At 71.4% G+C, this 20,284-nt stretch carries 14 protein-coding genes; 6 read left to right on the forward strand and 8 right to left on the reverse strand.

The window, feature by feature from the left end; translation table 11 throughout:
• Positions 1 to 245 precede the first annotated feature (245 nt).
• The 3 genes from rny to recA form a co-directional block, all read right to left on the reverse strand.
• Positions 246 to 1,862, reverse strand: coding sequence for a ribonuclease Y (gene rny, locus DMB42_RS12060; protein ID WP_125633698.1), 1,617 nt, complete (start codon positions 1,860 to 1,862; stop codon positions 246 to 248).
• A 461-nt stretch (positions 1,863 to 2,323) separates the two neighbouring features.
• Positions 2,324 to 4,624, reverse strand: a complete 2,301-nt coding sequence (gene recX / locus DMB42_RS55970) for a recombination regulator RecX (protein ID WP_312024724.1) — start codon at positions 4,622 to 4,624, stop codon at positions 2,324 to 2,326.
• An 11-nt stretch (positions 4,625 to 4,635) separates the two neighbouring features.
• Positions 4,636 to 5,730 carry a recombinase RecA gene (gene recA / locus DMB42_RS12070; RefSeq protein ID WP_125633700.1) on the reverse strand — a complete coding sequence of 365 codons (1,095 nt, stop codon included), beginning with the start codon at positions 5,728 to 5,730 and terminating at the stop codon, positions 4,636 to 4,638.
• 597 nt (positions 5,731 to 6,327) lie between these two features.
• Here recA and DMB42_RS12075 point away from each other — a divergent pair.
• A complete protein-coding gene (locus DMB42_RS12075) occupies positions 6,328 to 6,603 on the forward strand; it encodes a hypothetical protein (protein ID WP_125633702.1) in 276 nt (91 codons plus the stop codon).
• Here the strand turns inward: DMB42_RS12075 and DMB42_RS12080 are convergent.
• Positions 6,586 to 6,780 (reverse strand): DUF3046 domain-containing protein, encoded by a 195-nt coding sequence (locus DMB42_RS12080; RefSeq protein ID WP_125633704.1) that lies wholly within the window; start codon positions 6,778 to 6,780, stop codon positions 6,586 to 6,588. The two genes, DMB42_RS12075 and DMB42_RS12080, sit on opposite strands and share 18 nt — an antisense overlap.
• A 253-nt stretch (positions 6,781 to 7,033) precedes the next feature.
• Positions 7,034 to 7,522, reverse strand: coding sequence for a VOC family protein (locus DMB42_RS12085; RefSeq protein ID WP_125633706.1), 489 nt, complete (start codon positions 7,520 to 7,522; stop codon positions 7,034 to 7,036).
• Positions 7,523 to 7,611: 89 nt separating this feature from the next.
• On the opposite strand from DMB42_RS12085, the gene DMB42_RS12090 reads away from it, so the two are divergent.
• The 4 genes from DMB42_RS12090 (at position 7,612) to DMB42_RS12105 (ending at position 15,839) form a co-directional block, all read left to right on the forward strand.
• Positions 7,612 to 12,264 carry an ATP-dependent helicase gene (locus DMB42_RS12090; protein WP_185844605.1) on the forward strand — a complete coding sequence of 1,551 codons (4,653 nt, stop codon included), beginning with the start codon at positions 7,612 to 7,614 and terminating at the stop codon, positions 12,262 to 12,264.
• Positions 12,265 to 12,526: 262 nt separating this feature from the next.
• Positions 12,527 to 13,210: a GntR family transcriptional regulator gene (locus DMB42_RS12095; RefSeq protein ID WP_185844606.1), complete on the forward strand. Its 684-nt coding sequence runs from the start codon at positions 12,527 to 12,529 to the stop codon at positions 13,208 to 13,210.
• A 92-nt stretch (positions 13,211 to 13,302) separates the two neighbouring features.
• Positions 13,303 to 15,096 (forward strand): gamma-glutamyltransferase family protein, encoded by a 1,794-nt coding sequence (locus DMB42_RS12100; RefSeq protein WP_221762111.1) that lies wholly within the window; start codon positions 13,303 to 13,305, stop codon positions 15,094 to 15,096.
• Positions 15,093 to 15,839 carry a sulfite exporter TauE/SafE family protein gene (locus DMB42_RS12105; protein WP_125633711.1) on the forward strand — a complete coding sequence of 249 codons (747 nt, stop codon included), beginning with the start codon at positions 15,093 to 15,095 and terminating at the stop codon, positions 15,837 to 15,839. Before DMB42_RS12100 ends, DMB42_RS12105 begins: the two co-directional genes overlap by 4 nt.
• Before the next feature lie 9 nt (positions 15,840 to 15,848).
• On the opposite strand, the gene DMB42_RS12110 is transcribed toward DMB42_RS12105, so the two are convergent.
• From DMB42_RS12110 to DMB42_RS12120, 3 genes are all read right to left on the reverse strand, one after another.
• The gene (locus DMB42_RS12110) at positions 15,849 to 16,934 is read right to left on the reverse strand and encodes a glutamate--cysteine ligase (RefSeq protein WP_125633713.1); all 1,086 of its coding nucleotides are present in this window, start codon (positions 16,932 to 16,934) and stop codon (positions 15,849 to 15,851) included.
• A gap of 72 nt (positions 16,935 to 17,006) precedes the next feature.
• Positions 17,007 to 17,663 (reverse strand): M15 family metallopeptidase, encoded by a 657-nt coding sequence (locus DMB42_RS12115; RefSeq protein WP_125633715.1) that lies wholly within the window; start codon positions 17,661 to 17,663, stop codon positions 17,007 to 17,009.
• Between the two features lie 12 nt (positions 17,664 to 17,675).
• Positions 17,676 to 18,824 carry an ROK family transcriptional regulator gene (locus DMB42_RS12120; RefSeq protein WP_125633717.1) on the reverse strand — a complete coding sequence of 383 codons (1,149 nt, stop codon included), beginning with the start codon at positions 18,822 to 18,824 and terminating at the stop codon, positions 17,676 to 17,678.
• A gap of 335 nt (positions 18,825 to 19,159) precedes the next feature.
• Here DMB42_RS12120 and DMB42_RS12125 point away from each other — a divergent pair, with 335 nt between their 5' ends.
• Entirely contained in the window at positions 19,160 to 20,284 is a 1,125-nt protein-coding gene (locus DMB42_RS12125; RefSeq protein WP_260477631.1) for an extracellular solute-binding protein, read from the forward strand.

The raw sequence follows: 20,284 nt of genomic DNA on the forward strand, positions 1-20,284 counted from the left end.
TCTTGATCCCCTTGCGGCACCATCAGCGACCGCCCCGGCCACCCGCAACGCCACCCGGCGACCGCCCTCGCCACCCGCGGCCCACCAACATCCGTCCCAACCGCCTGCGGCCCTCCACCGCCGAAGGGACCGCGGCTGGCTGGACGGTTGTCCCGGCACCACCACGGGCCCGCACCCGGCCCACGTCGGCCATCCCCTGATCATCCACTTCCCAGGGGACAGCCACTCTCCCGACGTACCGAGGGTCAGCGGGCGAACTCGGTTGCCCGCGACTCCCGCACCACCGTGATCCGGATCTGCCCCGGGTACGTCAGCTCCTCTTCCACCTGCTTGGCCACGTCCCGGGCGATCACCTGCGCCTGGATGTCGTCGATCGCGTCAGGCTTGACCATGACCCGGATCTCCCGCCCGGCCTGCATGGCGAACACCTTCTCCACACCCTCGTACGACTGCGCGATCTCCTCCAGCCGCTCCAGCCGCTTGACGTACGCCTCCAGCGACTCCCTGCGCGCCCCCGGCCGGCTGCCGCTGATGGCGTCGGCCGCCTGGGTGAGCACCGCCTCGACCGTACGCACCTCGACCTCGTTGTGGTGCGCCTCGATGGCGTGCACCACGTCCTCCTGCTCGCCGTACCGGCGGGCGATCTCCGCGCCGATCAGCGCATGACTGCCCTCGACCTCGTGCGTGAGCGCCTTGCCGATGTCGTGCAGCAGCGCGCACCGCTTCATGAGCTGCTGGTTCATCTTCAGCTCGGCCGCCATGATGCCGGCGATGTGCGCGGACTCGATCAGGTGCTTGAGCACGTTCTGTCCATAGGACGTGCGGTAGCGAAGTTGCCCGAGCAGCAGCGTCAGCTCCGGGTGCATGTCCGTGATGCCCAGCTCGACCAGCGCGTCCTCGCCCGCCCGCGCGCAGAGGTCCTGCACCTCCTGGCGGCTGCGGTCGTGCGCCTCCTCGATCCGCTGGGGATGGATGCGTCCGTCCAGCACCAGTTTCTCCAGCGTGAGCCGCGCCGTCTCCCTGCGTACCGGGTCGAAACACGACAACAACACCGCTTCCGGGGTGTCGTCGATGATCAGATTCACGCCGGTGGTCGATTCGAACGCCCGGATGTTGCGCCCCTCGCGCCCGATGATCCGGCCCTTCATCTCATCACCGGGCAGATGCAGCACGCTGACGACCGACTCCGCCGTCTGCTCGGCCGCCACCCGCTGCACCGCCAGCGTCACGATCTTGGTGGCCCGCTTCTCGCCTTCCTTACGGGCATCGCTCTCGATCTCCCGGATGATCAGCGCCGCCTCGCGCTTGGCCTGGTTCTCGATCTCCCTGACCAGCTCGGACTTGGCCTGCTCCCCCGTCAGCCCGGCGACCCGTTCCAGGATCACCCGCCGTTCCTCCTCGACCTGGAGCAGTTCCTCGCGCCGGTCGGCCAGCCCGACCTCGGTCTCGGCCAGCTTCCTGTCCCGCTCGGCCTGCCGCCTGGCCTCCTCGTCGAGCCGCTGCTCGCGCTCGGCCAGCCTGGCCTCCCTGCGTTCGAGATCGGTCCGGAGCTCCTTGAGCTCGGACTTCAGGATCCGGCTCTCCTCCTCGACCTCCCGCCGCATCTGCGCGGCGCTCTCGGCGGCGGTCTCCGACCTGCGCAGGATCTCCTCGGCGTCGCTCTCCGCCTTGGTCCGGATCTCGCTGGCCTTCTCCCGAGCCTCTTCAAGCTCAGTGTGTACGGCCTCCACCTGCTCGGGGCTCGGCCCGCCCTTCCGGGGCAGACCGCCTGAGGTCCGGCGTATGACGACGAGCAGCGCCGCGATCATCCCGAACGCGAGCACGAGCACCGCCACCATCAGCACCACGACCAGCGGCTGCATGTGCGCCCCGCCCTCCTCGCGTCGTCAACACCTCATAACGCGGACCCAAAACGGGAGGGGTCACGTGCGCGCCACGGAACGCCCGGTCGGCGTCGTCTCCAGGACCGATGTCAAGCCAAGACTGACCGGGCATCGACCCCCATAGCCGACACCTCGCCTGCCTCGATCAACCGAGCTCGTTCGTCCGTCGTTCACCGGTATGGCAAATCCGCACTGCGCGGAGTAACTCCTCACTGCCGTCGAGGTTATGCGTCGAACAGGTCACGAGCAAGCAAACGCGTCCTCAAGCGTGTCTTACGGGCCCGAATCTCCCCAATCGACCACATAACCCACGATCACCCCCATTTGTCCCCACCTTCCCCTCTCCCTCAACACCCTGCCCTCACGCCCCTCAGACCTCAGCCGCAGAGCTTTGTGGGGGACACACTCCTCGGGATCGGGACGGGTGCCTCCGAAGAAGATCAGGAGAAGTCATCCTCCAGGTCGATGCCCTCCTGCTCGAGAGCCTCCCGGATCACCCGATAGGCCACCCCGGACGAGTACCCCTTCCGCGCGAGCATGCCGGCCAGACGCCGAGTACGGGTCTGCGTATCGAGCGACCGGGTGGAGGCGAGTTTGCGTTCCACCAGCCGCCGGGCCGTCTCGGCCTCCTGGTCGGAATCCAGGCGGTCCACGGCTTCCTTGACGGTGTCGGTGTCCACGCCCCGGTGGCGCAACTCGGCCGCCAGCGCCCGCTTCGCAAGGCCACGCCCGTGATGCCGGGAATCGACCCACGCCTCCGCGAACGCCTCGTCATTGATCAGCCCGAGCTCGGCGAACCGATCGAGTACCTTCTCCGCGGCCTCGTCTGGTACGTCCCGCTTGCGAAGGGCCTCGGCGAGCTGCGCCCGGGTCTTGGGAGCCATGGTGAGCAACCGAAGACAGATGGCCCGCGCCACCGACTCCGGATCCGCCTCGGGCCCAGCCGCAGCGGAACTCTCGGCGTCGGGCCCGTCAGGCAACGTCCCACGCCCCCGAGCCCCTCTCCCGAACCGACCACTCCCCTTGGCGCGCCTCCCAGACCGACCGCTCCCACCGGATCCCCCCGCGAACAGCCCACTTCCCCCTGGCCCTTCCCCGAACAGCCCACCTTCCTCCGAGCCGCCTCCCCCGAAGAGCCCGCTCCCCTCTGAGCCCCCGAACTGCTCACTTCCCTCCGAGCCCCCTCCGACCGAGCCGCTTCCCCCTTCGACCGTCCGGAACGAGCCGCTTCCCTTCGCGTCCGCCCAGGACGAACCGCTCCCCCCGGCGTCTCCGCCGGAAGAGCCACTTCCCCCGGCGTCTCCGTCTCCCCTGGACGAGCCGTTTCCCGCCGCGTCCTCCTCGGAGTGACCGCTTTCCCCGCCGGCCCCTCGTCCACCTGCGCGACGTCCCTTGCCCGATCGCTCTTTGCTCGATCGCTTCTTACCGCTCGCCTGCTGCTCCTCGGCGAACCAGCTACTTCCGGCCAGTACCTCGGAATGCCACCCGTCGGCGTCGTACTTCGCCTTCGGAGGAACCTCGGCCCCCGGCGTGCTTTCAACAACGCCGCCCGGCTCATGCGGGTCTTCCCGCTCACCCCGACGCCGTTCAGAGCCCTTGCCGCCGTCCTGGGCGTCCGGCTCACTCAGTTCCCCACCGGAGAAGCCCTCACCGCCACGGCCACCAACCTCATTCAGCGGACCTTCGGTGACACCCTCGCCGTCCCGGGTCCTCTTCTTACGCCTTCCGGAGACGCCCTTACCGGCTCGTACGGCACCGGCGCTGGAAGGCCCGCCCGCAGCAGCGGCGTCACCGCTGGAACGGGCAGTACGCTCACCTGGCCATACGAAGATCGGCGCCTCGGCACGATCCTCCGAGCGCCCTTGGAAGGGCCGGCCACCAGCTCGATCACCTGTACGCCGATCAGCAGCGCCTTCCTCAGCCCGATCCCGCTCCTCGGCCGACTGACCCCAACCGGATGCAATCGCATCCAACAGGCCACCACGCTCACCACCCAGCCCTGCGGCGGCCTCGTCGGCCGGGCCCGCGTCGGGTTCGGCGGACGGGGAGCTCTGCTGACCGGGCCAGGTGAAGGTCGGCGGGGCGATGTCTCGGCCCGGCCCCCACGCCGGAGGCACGGCAACGGCCGTCCGGCGCTCCAAGTGCCAATCGGAGCTGGCCATTTCGTCAGCCGCTACAGCCACGTCGTCGGCCTCGACCGCATCATCACCACTGTCGTCGGCCTCGACGACTGCGTCATCAGCGTCGTCAGCCGCGACCGTGGCGTCGTGGGCGGCCGAGCCGTCCACCTCGTCATGGATGGCCGGGTCGGACGGCTCGTCATGGTCGGCGAGAGGGAGCTCGGTGGGGGTGGTGTCACCGGCCGGGAGGGAGTCCGGAGCGAAGGTGGGCTCGGCGGTGTCACCGGACATGGAGATGTCCCGCGGGGTGGTGTCACCGGCCAGGAGGCCGTCACCTGCCAGAGGGGTGTCCGTGGTCGGTGGGGTGGCGGCTCGGAGGCGGGCGCGTTGTTCGTGCCATTCGTCTACCGATGGCCAGCCGTCTGCGGCCGAACGGGCCAGGTCGGGGCCACGCGATCCCTGAGCGGGGGCCGGGCGGTCGGTCGCCCGGGGCGCCGGCTCAGGGGTGGTGGCCCGAGGGCCGCGGGGTCCGCGCTTTCTGCGCTCCCCCGAGGCGGGGAGATCGGACCATGCGCCCCAGTCCTGGGAACGGGGCGCCTGCGACGGATCCCTGTCACTCATGTGCCGACCGATCAGACGTCACCCGGCTTGGGGGTGGACTTCGAGCCACGACCAGACGGCGCGGCGGCGGGAGCCGGGGCGGCAGCGGCCGGTTCGGCGGGCGCGTCGAGCTTGGGGCCGACCCCGAGCTTGTCCTTGATCTTCTTCTCGATCTCGTTGGCCATGTCGGGGTGGTTCTTCAGGAAGTTACGGGCGTTCTCCTTGCCCTGGCCCAGCTGGTCGCCCTCGTACGTGTACCAGGCGCCCGACTTGCGGACGAAGCCGTGCTCGACGCCCATGTCGATGAGACCGCCCTCGCGGGAGATGCCCACGCCGTAGAGGATGTCGAAGTCGGCGACGCGGAAGGGCGGGGCCATCTTGTTCTTGACGACCTTGATCCGGGTGCGGTTGCCGACCGCCTCCGTGCCGTCCTTCAGGGTCTCGATGCGGCGGATGTCCATGCGGACGGAGGCGTAGAACTTGAGCGCCTTACCACCGGTCGTGGTCTCGGGGCTGCCGAACATGACGCCGATCTTCTCGCGGAGCTGGTTGATGAAGATGGCGGTGGTGCCGGTGCTGTTGAGCGCGCCGGCGACCTTGCGCAGGGCCTGGGACATGAGACGGGCCTGGAGGCCGACGTGGCTGTCGCCCATCTCGCCCTCGATCTCGGCCTTGGGCACCAGGGCGGCCACCGAGTCGATGACGATGATGTCGACCGCGCCGGACCTGATCAGCATGTCGGCGATCTCAAGCGCCTGCTCACCGGTGTCGGGCTGGGAGACCAGCAGCGCGTCGGTGTCCACGCCCAGCTTCTTGGCGTATTCGGGGTCGAGGGCGTGCTCGGCGTCGATGAACGCCGCGATGCCGCCGGCCCGCTGGGCGTTGGCCACCGCGTGCAGGGCGATCGTGGTCTTGCCGGAGGACTCGGGGCCGTAGATCTCGACGATGCGGCCGCGCGGGAGGCCGCCGATGCCGAGGGCCACGTCAAGGGAGATCGACCCGGTGGGGATCACCTCGATGGGGGCTCGGGCGTCGTCGCCCAGTCGCATGACGGAGCCCTTGCCGAACTGCCGCTCGATCTGAGCGAGCGCGGTCTCGAGGGCCTTCTCGCGGTCGTTGATAGCCATGGGAGCTCCCTCTGGAGGGTCGTGGTCCGATCAGTCGAGTGAAAGCTACGGCCTGCCACCGACATTTTCCGTGACGGCCGGGGAAGGCGTGGCCTGGTTCGGCTGTTACATCGTAGCCGAACGATTGTTCGATCACATCACGAACACGCTGCTGGGATGCATGCGGCGTGTTCAAAGGAGGGCGAGGCCGGTGCTCGGACGCCGCTCGCGTTCATGGTCGTCACTACCGGATTGGCCGTGGGGTCTGCCCTGGGGATCGTTGCCGTGCGACCGCGCGCGGCGGGCGGACGTGATGGGGTACGCCCGGATGGGCGGTTGTACGGGTCCGGGTCGGATGAACGCCTGTCCCACATGGACGGGCGTCATGTGATCGGGTCCCTGGAACACGGATCGGTACGGGATCGCCGTACGGGATCGCCGTACGGGATCGCCGTACGGGATCGCCGTACGGGATCGCCGTGTGGGGAGGAGGGAGGGCGACGTCACGGCCGTCCTCCCCACACGTCGGAAGTGACGGCGTACGGGTTGGCCCCGGCGTGTTGTCAGACGCCGTGAGCTGGGGAGACTCACTCCAGGGACAGGCTTGGAGGCGGCGAAGTGGCGAGTGGCTACACCGGGGAACGACGAGCCCTTCTGGAGGCGCTCGCCGAATTGCTGCCCCACCAGGGGCTGGTGAGCCGCTTGGTCGGCGGCGACGACCCGGTGCTGTGGGTGTGGCACCCGCGTACGCGCCGCCAGACGATCGTCTTCGCCACCCCCTCCAGCGGGGGCTGGACGTTGTTGTGGTCGCCCGGCGGGCAGGGCGACGCGGACGACCTGGAGAGCGCGGCGGCCTCGCTGCGCCGGACGCTGGACTCAGCGCAGTCTGGGTGAGACGTCCTCCACCTGGCACACGGCCCGCCACACGGTCTTGGCGCTCTCGCCGTCGGCCAGCGCCTGCGTCACGGTACGGCCGCCCAGCGGGGCGATCACGTAGTCGCGGGCCCACGACTCGGCGTAGGTCTCGCCGAAATGGGCGTTCATCCGTCTCCAGAACTCGGTCAGGCGCATGGACCAAGTATGGAATCGCGTCGGACGTGGGTAAGACATCCGCATGCCAAAGACCCCCAAGTCCTCGCCCCCCAAGACCTCCAGGACCAAGGCCAACAGGGCCAGGCGCCGCCGGCTGTTACTCGCGATGCGGCAGGCCGTACAGAAGGAGAAGGGACAGCGATCGGAACGGCACGCGGGAATCAGGCAGGAACCGCGTGCGGGCAGGCCGCGCACGCGCAGGGCGTCGCGGCGCTGAGCCTGCGACGCACGGTCACAACACCCGCGCGCCGTACATCTCACCGAGATGGTCGGCGAGCAGCTCCAGGCGGGCGCCGTCGGGGTCCTTGAAGTAGATGGAGGCGCCGCTCTCGATCTGGTGCGGCACGCCGGCCATCTCCAGCTTGCCCCGCAGACGTTCCCAGGTGGCGGGGTCCACGGAGATCGCCACGTGGTGCAGACCGCCGAGCACCTCCTGGTAGGGACCGAGGTCGAGCCCGGGAAAGTCGAAGAAGGCGAGCAGGTTTCCGTTGCCGATGTCGAAGAAGAAGTGGCTCGAACCCTTGTAGTCGCGGTTCTCGATGATCTCCGTCAGCGGGAACTCCAGGAGTTCCTGGTAGAACTTGATGGTTCGTTCCACATCGGACGACAACAGGGCCACGTGGTGCAGGCCACGGGCGCTGCTCGACGGCCGGTGCGGTAAGGCGTACTGTTGTCGCAGTTGTGCGCGTCGGTTCTCGACGGCGGCATAGTCAATGGTCACGGTCGCTGTATGTCCGTCATGACCCCACCTCAATCACCGGGCGCTCCGCCAATACGTTTTCTGTCGGTGGCGCGAGGCAGTATGTGCTGGTGAGCTCGCTAGACCACTTCAGCCAGGTGACCAGGCAATGGTTCGCCGGGGCCTTCCAGGCGCCCACGGCGGCCCAGGAGGGCGCGTGGGAGTCGATCGCGCGCGGTGACAACACGCTGGTCGTCGCCCCCACGGGGTCGGGCAAGACGCTGGCGGCGTTCCTGTGGTCGCTCGACAGGCTCGCGGCCCGGGCGGCCGATCAGCCCCCCGCGGAAGCGGGCGCGAAAGCGCCGAAGTCCCCTGCGAAGGGCGCGAAGCCGGGGACGCGGGTGCTCTACGTGTCGCCGCTCAAGGCGCTGGCCGTCGACGTCGAGCGCAACCTGCGCGCGCCGCTGGCCGGGCTCAGGCAGACGGCGCGGCGGCTCGGGCTGCCCGTGCCGGAGATCTCGGTGGCGATCCGTTCGGGCGACACCCCGGCCGAGGAACGCAGGCGGTTCGCCGCCAAGCCGTCCGACATCCTGATCACCACCCCCGAGTCGCTGTTCCTGCTGCTCACCAGCCAGGCGCGCGACGCGCTGCGCGACGTCGAGACGGTGATCGTCGACGAGGTGCACGCGGTCGCGGCCACCAAACGCGGCGCCCACCTGGCGCTCAGCCTGGAGCGGCTCGACGCGCTGCTGGAGCGTCCGGCGCAGCGGGTGGGGTTGTCGGCGACCGTGCGGCCGGTGAGCGAGGTGGCCGCCTTCCTCGGCGGCACGCGCCCGGCGACGGTGGTGCAGCCGCCGTCCGACAAGCGCATCGAGATCGAGGTCGTCGTCCCGGTCGAGGACATGACGGAGATGGAGGGGGCGCCCGATCCGGAGCAGGTCGAGCCGTCCGGCCGGTCGATCTGGCCTCATGTGGAGGACCGGCTGTTCGACCTGATCGAGGCCCACAGTTCGACGATCGTGTTCGCCAACTCCAGGCGCCTGGCCGAACGGTTGTGCACCCGGCTCAACGAGCTGGCCTACGGGCGGCGGCAGGGGCTGGAGGCCGTCGACCTGTCGATCTGGGAGACGCCGCCGCAGGACCACGAGGACCCGGCCCCGCCCAGGCGTATGCCGGCCGAGATGATGGCGCAGGCGGGGGCGAGCAAGGGTGTGGTGACGGAGATCGTCCGCGCCCACCACGGCTCGGTGTCGAAGGAGGAGCGGGCGCAGATCGAGGAGGCGCTCAAGTCGGGGCGGCTGCCTGCCGTGGTGGCCACGTCCAGCCTGGAGCTGGGCATCGACATGGGCGCGGTCGATCTGGTGGCGTGCGTGGAGGCCCCGCCCAGCGTGGCCAGCGGGTTGCAGCGCATCGGCCGGGCCGGCCACCAGGTGGGCGCGGTCTCCCGGGGTGTGATCTTCCCCAAGTACCGGGGCGATCTCGTCCAGACGGCCGTGGTGGCCGAGCGCATGCGCAGCGGGCAGATCGAGGAGTTGCGCTACCCGCGCAACCCGCTCGACGTGCTGGCCCAGCAGATCGTGGCCATGACCGCGCTCGACGACTGGACCGTCGACGAGCTGGAGGCCCTGGTCAAGCGGGCCGCCCCCTACTCCAGGCTGCCGCGCGGCGCGCTGGAGGCGACGCTCGACATGCTGGCCGGGCGCTACCCGAGCGAGGAGTTCGCCGAGCTGCGGCCCCGTATCGTCTGGGACCGCGTCACCGGCACGCTCCAGGGGCGGCCCGGCGCGCAGCGGCTGGCCGTGACCAACGGCGGCACCATCCCCGACCGCGGCCTGTTCGGCGTGTTCCTCGTGGGCGAGAAGGCGTCCCGGGTGGGCGAGCTCGACGAGGAGATGGTCTACGAGTCGCGTGTGGGCGACGTCTTCGTGCTGGGCGCGACGTCGTGGCGGATCGAGGACATCACGGCCGACCGGGTGCTGGTCTCCCCCGCTCCCGGGCAGCCGGGCAAGCTGCCGTTCTGGCACGGCGACACGGCCGGGCGTCCCGCCGAGCTGGGCCGGGCGATCGGGCAGTTCCTGCGGGAGCAGGCCAAGCAGGGCTCCACCGAGCGCATGCGGGAGGCGGGGCTCGACGAGTTCGCCGCGGGCAACCTGCTGGCCTATCTCGACGAGCAGCGCGAGGCCACCGGCTACGTGCCCGACGACCGTACCCTGCTGGTCGAGCGTTTCCACGACGAGCTCGGCGACTGGCGGGTGGTGATCCACTCCCCCTACGGCGCGCGTGTGCACGCGCCCTGGGCGCTGGCGATCAACCGGCGGCTGCGCGAGCGTTACGGCATCGACGTCCAGGCCGTCCACTCCGACGACGGCATCGTGTTGCGCATCCCCGACACGCTGGCCGAGCCCCCCACCGACGTGGCGGCGTTCGACGCCGAGGAGATCGAGCAGATCATCACCGAGGAGCTGGGCGGGTCGGCCATGTTCGCCTCCCGGTTCAGGGAGTGCGCGGGGCGGGCGCTGCTGCTGCCGCGCCGCGTGCCGGGCCGGCGCAGCCCGCTGTGGCAGCAGCGCCAGCGGGCCGCCCACCTGCTGGGGGTGGCCTCCCAATACGCCTCGTTCCCGATCGTGCTGGAGACGATGCGCGAGTGCCTCCAGGACGTGTTCGACGTGCCGGGGCTGGTCCAGCTCATGCGGGACATCGCCGCGCGCAGGGTCCGGGTGGTGGAGGTGGAGACCTCGCAGGCCTCGCCGTTCGCGGCGTCGTTGCTGTTCCACTACGTCGGCGCGTTCATGTACGAGGGCGACGCCCCGCTGGCCGAACGCCGCGCCCAAGCCCTGGCGCTGGACACCACGCTCCTGGCCGAACTGCTCGGCCAGGCCGACCTGCGCGAGTTGCTCGACCCCGACGTGATCGTGGCCAGCGAACGCGAGCTGGCCCGGCTCGACCGGCCGCTGCGCGACGCCGAGGACCTCGCCGACCTGCTGCGTTCGCACGGGCCGCTGCTGACGCCCGACGTGAGCGTGCGCGGCGGCGACCCGTCCTGGCTGGAGGAGCTCGAACGCGCGCGCCGGGCCATCCGCGTGCGCGTCGCCGGCGAGGAGCAGTGGGCGGCCGTCGAGGACGCGGCCCGGCTGCGCGACGCGCTCGGCGTGCCGCTGCCCGTGGGGGTGCCGCACGTGTTCCTGGAGCCGGTGCCCGACCCGCTGGCCGACCTGGTGGCCCGGCACGCCCGCACCCGCGGCCCCTTCCACGCCGGTACGGCCGCCGCCCGCTTCGGTCTGGGCGCGGCCGTGGTCACCGACGCGCTGCGGCGGCTGGCCGCCTCGGGGCGGGTCGTGAACGGCGAGTTCCGTCCCGGCGGCCGGGGCGAGGAGTGGTGCGACGCCGGGGTGTTGCGGATGTTGCGCCGCAGGTCGCTGGCCCGGCTGCGCAAGGAGGTCGAGCCGGTCGCGGCCGAGACGCTGGCGCGGTTCCTGCCCACCTGGCACGGCATCACCGGCTCGGGCTCGGCGGCGCCCGACGGTTCGCGGGCCGGGGCGGCCAGGGCGATGGACGCGCTGGTGCGTTCCGTCGAGCAGCTCCAGGGCGCCGCCGTGCCGGCCTCGGCGCTGGAGACGCTGGTGCTGCCCTCGCGGGTGCCCGGCTACCATCCGGCGCTGCTCGACGAGCTGACGTCGTCGGGCGAGGTGATGTGGGTGGGACAGGGGTCGCTGCCCGGCGGCGACGGATGGGTGTCGCTCTACTTCGCCGACACCGCGCCGCTGCTGCTGCCCGAGCCCGCCGAGATCACGATGACGCCGCTGCACGAGCGGGTGCTCGACCTGCTGGGCGGTGGGGGCGCGCTGTTCTTCCGTGGGATCTCCGACCAGCTCGGCGCCCAGGGCGGTGCGCTCGACGACGCCACGCTGGTCTCGGCGTTGTGGGATCTGGTGTGGTCGGGCCGGGTGTCCGGGGACACGCTCGCGCCGCTGCGGGCCACGCTGGGCACCGGGCGTCCCGCGCACCGGCCGGCCACGACGCGGCGGCGCCGGGCCGTGCTGCCGTCCAGGAGCGGGCCGCCGACGGTGGCCGGGCGGTGGTGGCTGCTCCCCGGGCCCGCCGACGACACGACGCAGCGGGCTCACGCGCAGGCCGAGGTGCTGCTCGAACGGCACGGGGTGGTGACGCGGGGGGCGGTGACGTCCGAGCGGTTGCCTGGCGGGTTCACGCCCGTCTACCAGGTCCTTCGTGCTTATGAGGAGAGCGGGCGGTGCCGGCGGGGGTACTTCGTCGAGGGGCTCGGGGGTGCGCAGTTCGCGTTGCCGGGCGCGGTCGACCGCATGCGCGCCATGGCTCCGGGCATCGCCCCGACGGGCGGCGGGCCCGACGAGGGCTTCGCTCCTCCCGGCGGCCCGGGGGCCGGGCGGCCTGTGGCGGGGCGGCGTGCCGTGGTGCTGGCCGCGGCCGATCCCGCCAGTCCGTACGGCGCCGCGCTCCCCTGGCCGCAGCGGCCTGGGGACGTCGGGCACAAACCGGGCCGGAAGGCGGGCGCGCTGGTCGTGCTCGTGGACGGTTACCTCGTCCTCTACGTGGAGCGGGGCGGCAAGACGTTGTTGTCGTTCGCCGACGACGAACGTCTGCAGCCGGCCGTCGACGCCCTGGCCCTGGCCGTACGCGACGGCGCGCTCGGGAAGCTGACGGTGGAGCGGGCCGACGGCGCGTCCATCGTGGAGTCGCCGCTGGCCGCGGCCCTGGAGGCGGCCGGGTTCCACCCCACGCCGAGGGGCCTGCGCCTGCGCGCCTGACCTGCGGGACGAGACGCTGCGTCCGGAGTTCTTCTCGCTGCTCGGGCCGGGGCCGCGGCGGCCGGCCGGGGCGCGGCAGAGTGTGGTTGCGGCGCTGGTGGCGGTGCCGTCGATGGTGCTCCAGCTCGCGGTGTTCGTGTAGTTGTCGCGTTCGCCACTCGTGGTTCCTGGCCACGTACATGGGGCCGGGGCTGCGCCGGCCGGTGGCGGCGGGGATGATCATCCTCCGACCGGCCCGCTCTTGTATACGATGAGCGCTCATATGGCTGATCTGACTCTGGGCGCCGCCCACCAGACCCTGCGGGACGAGGTCACCGAGGAGCTGCGCCGCCGTATTCTCCGCGGCGAGCTGGCCCAGGGCGAACGGCTGGTCGAGGACCGGCTGGCCGCGCTGCTCGGCGTGTCGCGCAACCCCGTACGCGAGTCCATCCGGGTGCTGGCCGCCGAGGGGTTCGTCGAGGTCGTCCCGCGGATCGGCGCGACGGTCGCGCGGTTGTCGGCCGAGGAGGGCGAGGAGCTCTTCGACGTGCGGATGGCGATCGAGGGCCTGGCCGCGCGGCTGGCGGCACGCAAGCGCTCCCCCGAGGCCGCCGACCGGCTGCGCCGGATGCTCGACCACGCCAGGGAGGCCGTGGAGGCCGGGCGGCTGGAGGAGGTGGCCGACCTCAACACCGCCTTCCACCTGGCCGTGGGCGAGGCGGCCGGCAACTCCTACCTCAACCTGATGATGAAGCCGATGTTGCAGCGGGCGCAGTGGGTGTTCAGCCAGACCGCCGCCGCCCGCGGGCCGCACTCCTGGTCGGAGCACCTGAGCCTGTGCGAGGCCATCGCGGCGGGCGACGAGGACGAGGCCCAGGCCAGGGCGGTCGCGCACGTCGCCGCCGCGCGCCGGTCGTTCCTCTCGGCCGCGACCCGGGAGGCCGGCGAAGGCCCCGGGGATGCCTGAAATGTGAGGTGTTGTATACAGTCTCCTGAACCCGAGCGGACAGGGAGACGGCGTTGTTCACCACCAGGCCCGAACTGACGGGCGACTTCGGCATGGTCGCCAGCACCCACTGGCTGGCCTCCGCCGCCGGGATGGGCGTGCTGGAACGCGGCGGCAACGCCTTCGACGCGGCGGTGACCGCCGGGTTCGTGTTGCAGGTCGCCGAGCCGCATCTCAACGGCCCCGGCGGCGAGGTGCCGATCCTGTTGTGGAGCGAGGCCGAGCAGCGGGTGTCGGCGGTGTGCGGCCAGGGCGTGGCGCCCGCCGCCGCGACCGTCGAGCGCTTCGCCGCGCTGGGCCTGGACGTCGTCCCTGGCACGGGCCTGCTGGCGGCGACGGTGCCGGGCGCGTTCGGCGGGTGGATGTTGCTGCTGGAGCGGTGGGGCACCTGGTCGCTGGCCGACGTGCTGGCCCCGGCGATCCACTACGCCGAGCACGGCGTGCCGGTGCTCCACCGGATCGCCGCCACGATCGGCACGGTCGAGGAGCTGTTCACTCAGGAGTGGCCCACGTCCGCGGCCACCTGGCTGCCGGGCGGACGGGTGCCCACGCCGGGTTCGCGGCTGGCCAACCCGGTGCTCGCGGCGACCTACCGCAGGCTGATCGCCGAGTCCGAGGCCGCGTCGAGTTCTCGCGAAGGACAACTCGCCGCCGCCAGAAGGGCCTGGTACGAGGGTTTCGTCGCCGAGGCCGTGGCCGCGTTCAGCGCCGGCACCGCCTGGCGGGACAGCTCCGGCGAGGTGCACGGCGGCCTGCTCACCGGGGACGACCTGGCACGCTGGTCGGCCACCGTCGAGGAGCCGGCCGGCTTCGACTACCGGGGGCACACCGTGTACAAGACGGGCCCCTGGGGGCAGGGGCCCGTCTTCCTTCAGCAGCTCGCGCTGCTGGCCGGGTACGACCTCGACGCCATGGAGTTCCTCGGCGCGGACTACGTGCACACGGTGACCGAGGCGGCCAAGCTCGCCTTCGCCGACCGCGAAGCCTGGTACGGCGACGCGGACGTGCCCATGTCCGACCTGCTGGGCCCGGCGTACAACGAGGAGCGGCGGCGGCTGATCGGCCCGGAGGCCAGCCTGGAGCTGCGGCCGGGCTCCCCCGGCGGCCGGGGGCCGCGGCTGCCCGCCTACCTCGCGCCCGCCGCGGCGACCCCCGGCAACCGTCCGGGCCTCGGCGAACCCACGATCGCCCGCCACACCCCGCTGACGGGCACGCGGAACCAGACCGGCGCGGGTGAGCAGGTGGTGACGCCGGACGGCGCGGTGCGGGGCGACACCTGTCACGTGGACGTCGTGGACCGGTTCGGGAACATGGTCTCGGCCACGCCCAGCGGCGGCTGGCTGCAGAGCTCCCCCACGATCCCCGAGCTGGGCTTCTGCCTGGGCACCAGGGCGCAGATGTTCTGGCTCCAGGAGGGGCTGCCCGCCTCGCTGCGGCCCGGCACGCGCCCGCGCACCACGCTGTCGCCGTCGTTCGCGACCAGGGACGGCAGGCCGTGGCTGGCGTTCGGCACGCCGGGCGGCGACCAGCAGGACCAGTGGAGCGTGAACTTCTTCCTGGCCGTCGTGCACGGCGGCCTGAACCTCCAGGAGGCGATCGACGCCCCCATGTTCCACTCCGCGCACTTCCCCAGCTCGTTCTTCCCGCGCGGCTCGCGTCCCGGGGTGCTGCACGTCGAGGAGCGGCTCGATCCGGGTGTCGTGGCCGAGCTGCGGCGGCGCGGGCACGAGGTCGAGGTCGAGGGCCCGTGGTCGCTCGGCAGGCTGAGCGCGGTGGCCCGCGACGGCGGCTTCCTCAAGGCCGCCGCCAACCCGCGTGGCGCCCAGGGATACGCGGTGGGCCGATGACGCTCGCCGACCTCGCGTTCCTGGCCGGTGCCGGGCTGCTGGCGGGGGCGGTCAACGCCTTGGCCGGTGGTGGCACGCTCATCTCCTTCCCGGCGCTGATGGCCTTCGGCTACCCGAGCATCACGGCGTCGGTGACCAACGCGGTGGCCCTGTGGCCCGGCTACCTGGGCGGCGTGCTCGGGTACCGCGCCGAGCTGCGCGGGCAGCGGCGCCGGGTGGTGACGCTGTCGGCCGCGACGACGGCGGGCGCGGCCGCGGGCAGCGCGCTGCTGCTGCTCACGCCGGGCCGGCTGTTCGACTCGCTGGTGCCGTGGCTGGTGACCTTCGCCAGCCTCGCGCTGCTGGCCCAGCCGTGGTTGCGGTCCCGCTTCGGCGGCGCGGCCGGGCAGGCCCCGAGCAGGCTGGTGTACGCCGGGGTGTTCCTGGGCGGTTGCTACGGCGCCTACTTCAACGGCGGCATGGGCGTGCTGCTGCTGGCCGTGCTCGGCATGTTCCTGCACGACGACCTGCACCGGGTCAACGCCGTACGGGCCGCGTTGTCGCTGGTCATCAGTACGGTGGCGGTGGTGGCGTTCGCGTTGTTCGGGCCGGTGGAGTGGCAGGCGGTGGCGGTGGTCGCGCCGGCCAGCCTGGCGGGTGGCTTCCTCGGCACCCGCGTGGCCCGGCTGATGCCGCCGAACGTGTTGCGCGGCGTCGTCGTGGCCTTCGGCCTCGGCGTGGCGGCGGTGCTCGCGCTGCGGTAGACGGGCGGTTCAGGCGACGGTGGCCTCGATCAGGTCGTCCACGACGTCGGCCAGGTCGTTGCCGCGGGCGTGCACCCGCCGCTGGCGTACCGCGCCCGACCCCTTGCGCAGCAGCCGTTCCAGGCCCTCCTCGGTGAAGGACAGGTCGCCGGCCTCGGCCAGCGCGAGACGTACGTGGGCGAGCAGGCGGCGGGCCATCACCGTCGCGGGCACGAGCGTGCCGTGCCGCACGTCGAGGCTGTCGCCGACCAGCCCGTCTCGGGCAGCCCGCCAATAGGCGGCCCGCAACACCTCCGACGGGATCGGCAGCCCGCGATCGCCGCGCGCCACCTCCCGCAGGGCGGTCACGACCAGGGCCCGGATCAGGCCGATGATCGTCAGGCTGTCGCTCACGTCGAGCGGCACGTCGGCCACCCGGATCTCGACCGTCGGCAACCGCGGCGACGGACGGGTGTCCCAGAAGACCGTCTTGGGGTCCATCAGCGCGCCCGACTCCGACAACGCCCGCAGCGCCAGCTCGTAGTCGGCGAACGTCGGGAAGTACGGCGGCGCGCCGGACACCGGCCACCGTCCCCAGCTGATCACCCGCCAGGACGCGTACCCGGTGTCGCGGCCCACGAAGAACGGCGAGTTGGCGGCCAGCGCGATCAGCGTCGGCAGCCAGGGTCTCAGATGGTTGCCGACGTACACGGCGACCTCCTCGTCCGGTACGTCGACGTGCACGTGCAGGGCGCAGATGCTGATCTCGTCCTGCAACGCCCGGTAGAGCTCCTTGCCCTGTAGGTAGCGGTGGTCGTCGGTGAGCGGCGGGGACATGACGTCGCCGAGCACCGGGATGCCGCTGGCCACCACCGCCAGACCGCACGACCGGGCCGCTTGGGCCACCTCCTTCCGGGCCGCCCGCAGGTGGGAGCCCAGTTCGCTCAGGTCGGCGGAGGGTGGCGTGCGGGCCTCCACCTGGAATCGGGTGATCTCGTAGGCCACGTCGAGCATGTCCGTCGCGGCGGCCAGGACGTCGGCCGCTCGGGGGACCACGTGGCGGGTGCGGGGATCGACGACGAGGTATTCCTCTTCGATCCCGATCAACGGAACCATGCACACCTCGCTGGGGAGTCCAGAAGCCTCCGCTTGAGGTTGTGCCCGTACCGCCGCCTGTGGAAAACCTGGCTAGAAGGGGGCAGGACCGTACAGGGCGGCGGGGGCGCCGGTGGACATGGCCCAGTAGCAGTCGCCGTACGACCAGTGCCACCACTCGGTCGGGTAGTTGACCAGGCCCACGGGCTCCAGGGCGGCGGCCAGGATCTCGCGGTGGACGCGGGCCTCGGCCGGGATGCCCGCCGCGGCCGTGTAGCAGGCGCCGCCGCTCTCCTCGGGGTTGTCGTTGACCTGGGTGCCCATGTCGTACTCGGTGCCGTCGGGCGCGCACAGGGTCAGGTCGACGGCCGCGCCGGCGGTGTGGGGGGCGACCTCCACGGGCGAGACGTAGCGGCTGGCCGCGACGTGGGACTGCTCGGGCGTCATGCCGGGGTAGGCGTCCAGGAGCTCGGCGCGGTAGCCCTCGAAGATGCGGCGCTGGGTGGCGATCGGGCGGTAGCCCTCGACGATCAGCAGGTGGAAGCCCTCGGGAAGGCCACGCTCGGCCTGTTCCAGGCGGTCGAGCAGGCCCGCGCGCAGATGCGCGTACGCGCCGTCGCGGTCGGCCATGCGCTTGTCGACCCGCAGCCGCCCGCGTACGTCAGCCAGCGGCTCGCCGCACTCCCGTACGGGGATCGCGGTCACACGCGGGTCGGAGATGAGGACTACGTCGGTGTCGAGCTGCCACATGGGCAGAAATTCTCACACAGTGTCGGAGAAAACCTGCTCCCGGGCCTGCTCAAGAGCGGCGACCATGGCCCCGCGCAGCACCGCGTTCCCGGTCACCTTGGTCGTCAGCACGGTCGGCTGGCTCGGGCACACGCGGGCCACGGCCTCCTGGACCTTGGCGGCCAGCCGTTCGCCGCCGGCCCGCCCGACGTCGCCGCTGAGCACGATCAACTCGGGGTCGAGCACGACGGCCACGGCCGCGGCGCCCACGGCCAGGCGGCCCGCGACCTCGTCGAGGTAGTGCTCGTCACCGTTGCGCACCAGGTCGGGCACGGTGTAGCCGATCACGCCGTGCTCGCCGGCCAGGCCGCGCAGGGCGTCATGGCCCACCAGGCGCTGGAAGGAGCCCGACTGCGGCTGCGACACGTCGGCGGGCAGCGGCTCGCCCGGCACCGGCAGCCAGCCGATCTCGCCCGCGCCGCCGGTGATGCCGCGGTGCAGCCTGCCGCCGAGCATCACGCCGAGACCCTGGCCGACGCCGGCCCAGATGACCACGAAGTCGTCGCGGCCGACGGCGGCGCCGTAGCGGCTCTCGGCGAGGGCGACCAGGTTGACGTCGTTCTCTATGGTCACCGAGGCGCCCAGGGTCTCGCGGAGGCTGGCCAGTACGCCGACGTGCCAGTCGGGCAGGTCGTAGGACCAGCGCACGTCGCCGCTGCGGGGATCGACGACGCCTCTGGTGCCGATGACGAAGGAGCGGAGCTGGGAGAGCTCGACGCTGGCCGTGGCGCAGGCCCGCTGCACGGCCGAGTGGACCGCCCTGACGGGATCCCGGCCGTCGGAGGGGTTGACCGTCACCTCGACAACGATTTTACCTGTGATGTCCGCCACACCGACAGTGAGGCTCTCGGGCAGCACCTCCAGCCCGGCGACGTACGCGCTGGACGGAACCACGGCGTACAGGGCGGCGTGGGGACCTCTGCCTCCGGCGCGCTCGCCCGCGACCTCCACGAGGCCCCGTTCTTCCAGGCGAGCCAGCAGCTGACCTGCGGTTACCTTGGATAGCCCCGTTCGCTCTCCCAGTTCGGCGCGGGTCAGCGGGCCGTCCGCGAGGAGGAGTTCAAGTGCCGAGCGGTCGTTCAACCTGCGCAGCAACCGGGGGATCCCCGGGCTTCGACTCATTACCGCACCCCTCTCGTCACGAATGGCTAACGAGCGTTTCTTTTAAGAAAGTTTCTTGTTAGTTTAACAGCGTCGTTCGGCATTTGACGATCAGCCTGGTGCGGACCGTAGGCCAGCACCCGGGAAGGGAGAACCCTGTGAGGATCGCGAAGATCACAGCCACTACGGTCACCACGGCCGCCCTGGCCCTGGGCCTGGCTGCCTGTGGGTCTGGTGAGGAGCCGAAGCCGTCGTCCAGCACGGCTGCCGCCCCCGCCTCTAGTGGACCCAAGTTCGCGGGCAAGACGCTCAGTGTTTGGCGCCTCGGTGACAGCAACCCGGCCGCGGCCAAGTACATGGAAGAGCTCAACGCCGAGTTCAAGACTCAGACCGGCGCCGAGGTCAAGCTTGAGTGGATCCCGTGGCCGCAGGTGGCCGACAAGTTCGCGGCCGCCGCGACGGGCGCCGGCCCGGACGTGACCGAGATCGGCAACGACCAGGTCCCCATGTGGCAGAGCCAGGACGCGCTCACCCCGATCACTGACATCGCCCACGAGGGCGACCGGGCGCAGATCCCCGAGAACCTCTACGGCTACGAGACGGTCGACGGCGAGGTCTACGGCATCCCGTGGGGCGCCGGCGCCCGCGCCGTCCTCTACCGCAAGGACTGGTTCGCGGACCTCAAGATCGAGGTTCCGAAGACCTGGGACGAGCTCGTGGCCGCGGCCAAGAAGCTCCAGAAGGCCAAGGGCGCCGGCGTCGACGGCTTCGCCTTCAACGGCGGCTCCGACGCCAACCACCTGCTGGCCGCTTTCGCCTGGTCCGAGGGCGGCGAGTTCGCCGTCAAGGAAGGCGACAAGTGGGTCGGCAAGCTGACCGAGCCCGGCTTCACCAAGGGCTTCGAGACCTACACCGGTCTGGTCAAGGACGGCCTGTCCAGCAAGGCGAACCTGACGCTGAACACGGTCGACATCCGCAAGCGCTTCGCCAACAACAAGGTGGCGATGTACCTCACCGCCGGCTGGGACCTGCCCGGCATCGAGGAAGACTCCAAGGGCAAGTTGAAGGGCGACAAGCTCGGCTTCTTCCCGCTGCCCGCCAAGACCGGCGGCCTGGCCCCGTCCTTCTTCGGCGGCAACGACATCGCGCTGTGGGGCGGCACCAAGGAGGCCGACCTCGGCAAGGAGTACATCAAGCTCGCCACCAGCAAGACCTGGGCCGACCGCTACGCCAAGGAAGGCGGCCTGCTGCCTGTCTACCCCGACACCCTGGCAGCGCTGAACGAGGACCCGGCACAGGGTCCGTTCGCCCAGGCCTTCGCCAAGGCCAAGGCGTTCCCGGCCGACCCGAACTGGTCCGAGGCCGACGCCACCAAGGCCGTGCTGCAGAACGCGGCGCGCGCCGTCATCGAGGGCAAGAAGGACACCGCCGCGGCTCTCGCTGACGCCAACAAGGAACTCGAAGAGATCCTGAACCAGTAA

This window comes from Nonomuraea sp. WAC 01424, assembly GCF_003947315.1.
In the GTDB taxonomy this organism is placed as follows: Bacteria; Actinomycetota; Actinomycetes; order Streptosporangiales; family Streptosporangiaceae; genus Nonomuraea; species Nonomuraea spiralis.

Excerpts from the sequence above, each read along its gene's own strand:
- DMB42_RS12120 (WP_125633717.1), bottom strand. The coding sequence starts at position 18,824 with ATGAGTCGAAGCCCGGGGATCCCCCGGTTGCTGCGCAGGTTGAACGAC.
- DMB42_RS12115 (WP_125633715.1), bottom strand. The coding sequence starts at position 17,663 with ATGTGGCAGCTCGACACCGACGTAGTCCTCATCTCCGACCCGCGTGTG.
- DMB42_RS12105 (WP_125633711.1), top strand. The coding sequence starts at position 15,093 with ATGACGCTCGCCGACCTCGCGTTCCTGGCCGGTGCCGGGCTGCTGGCG.
- rny (WP_125633698.1), bottom strand. The coding sequence starts at position 1,862 with ATGCAGCCGCTGGTCGTGGTGCTGATGGTGGCGGTGCTCGTGCTCGCG.
- recA (WP_125633700.1), bottom strand. The coding sequence starts at position 5,730 with ATGGCTATCAACGACCGCGAGAAGGCCCTCGAGACCGCGCTCGCTCAG.
- DMB42_RS12100 (WP_221762111.1), top strand. The coding sequence starts at position 13,303 with ATGGTCGCCAGCACCCACTGGCTGGCCTCCGCCGCCGGGATGGGCGTG.
- DMB42_RS12110 (WP_125633713.1), bottom strand. The coding sequence starts at position 16,934 with ATGGTTCCGTTGATCGGGATCGAAGAGGAATACCTCGTCGTCGATCCC.
- DMB42_RS12125 (WP_260477631.1), top strand. The coding sequence starts at position 19,160 with ATGGAAGAGCTCAACGCCGAGTTCAAGACTCAGACCGGCGCCGAGGTC.
- DMB42_RS12080 (WP_125633704.1), bottom strand. The coding sequence starts at position 6,780 with ATGCGCCTGACCGAGTTCTGGAGACGGATGAACGCCCATTTCGGCGAG.
- DMB42_RS12095 (WP_185844606.1), top strand. The coding sequence starts at position 12,527 with ATGGCTGATCTGACTCTGGGCGCCGCCCACCAGACCCTGCGGGACGAG.
- recX (WP_312024724.1), bottom strand. The coding sequence starts at position 4,624 with ATGAGTGACAGGGATCCGTCGCAGGCGCCCCGTTCCCAGGACTGGGGC.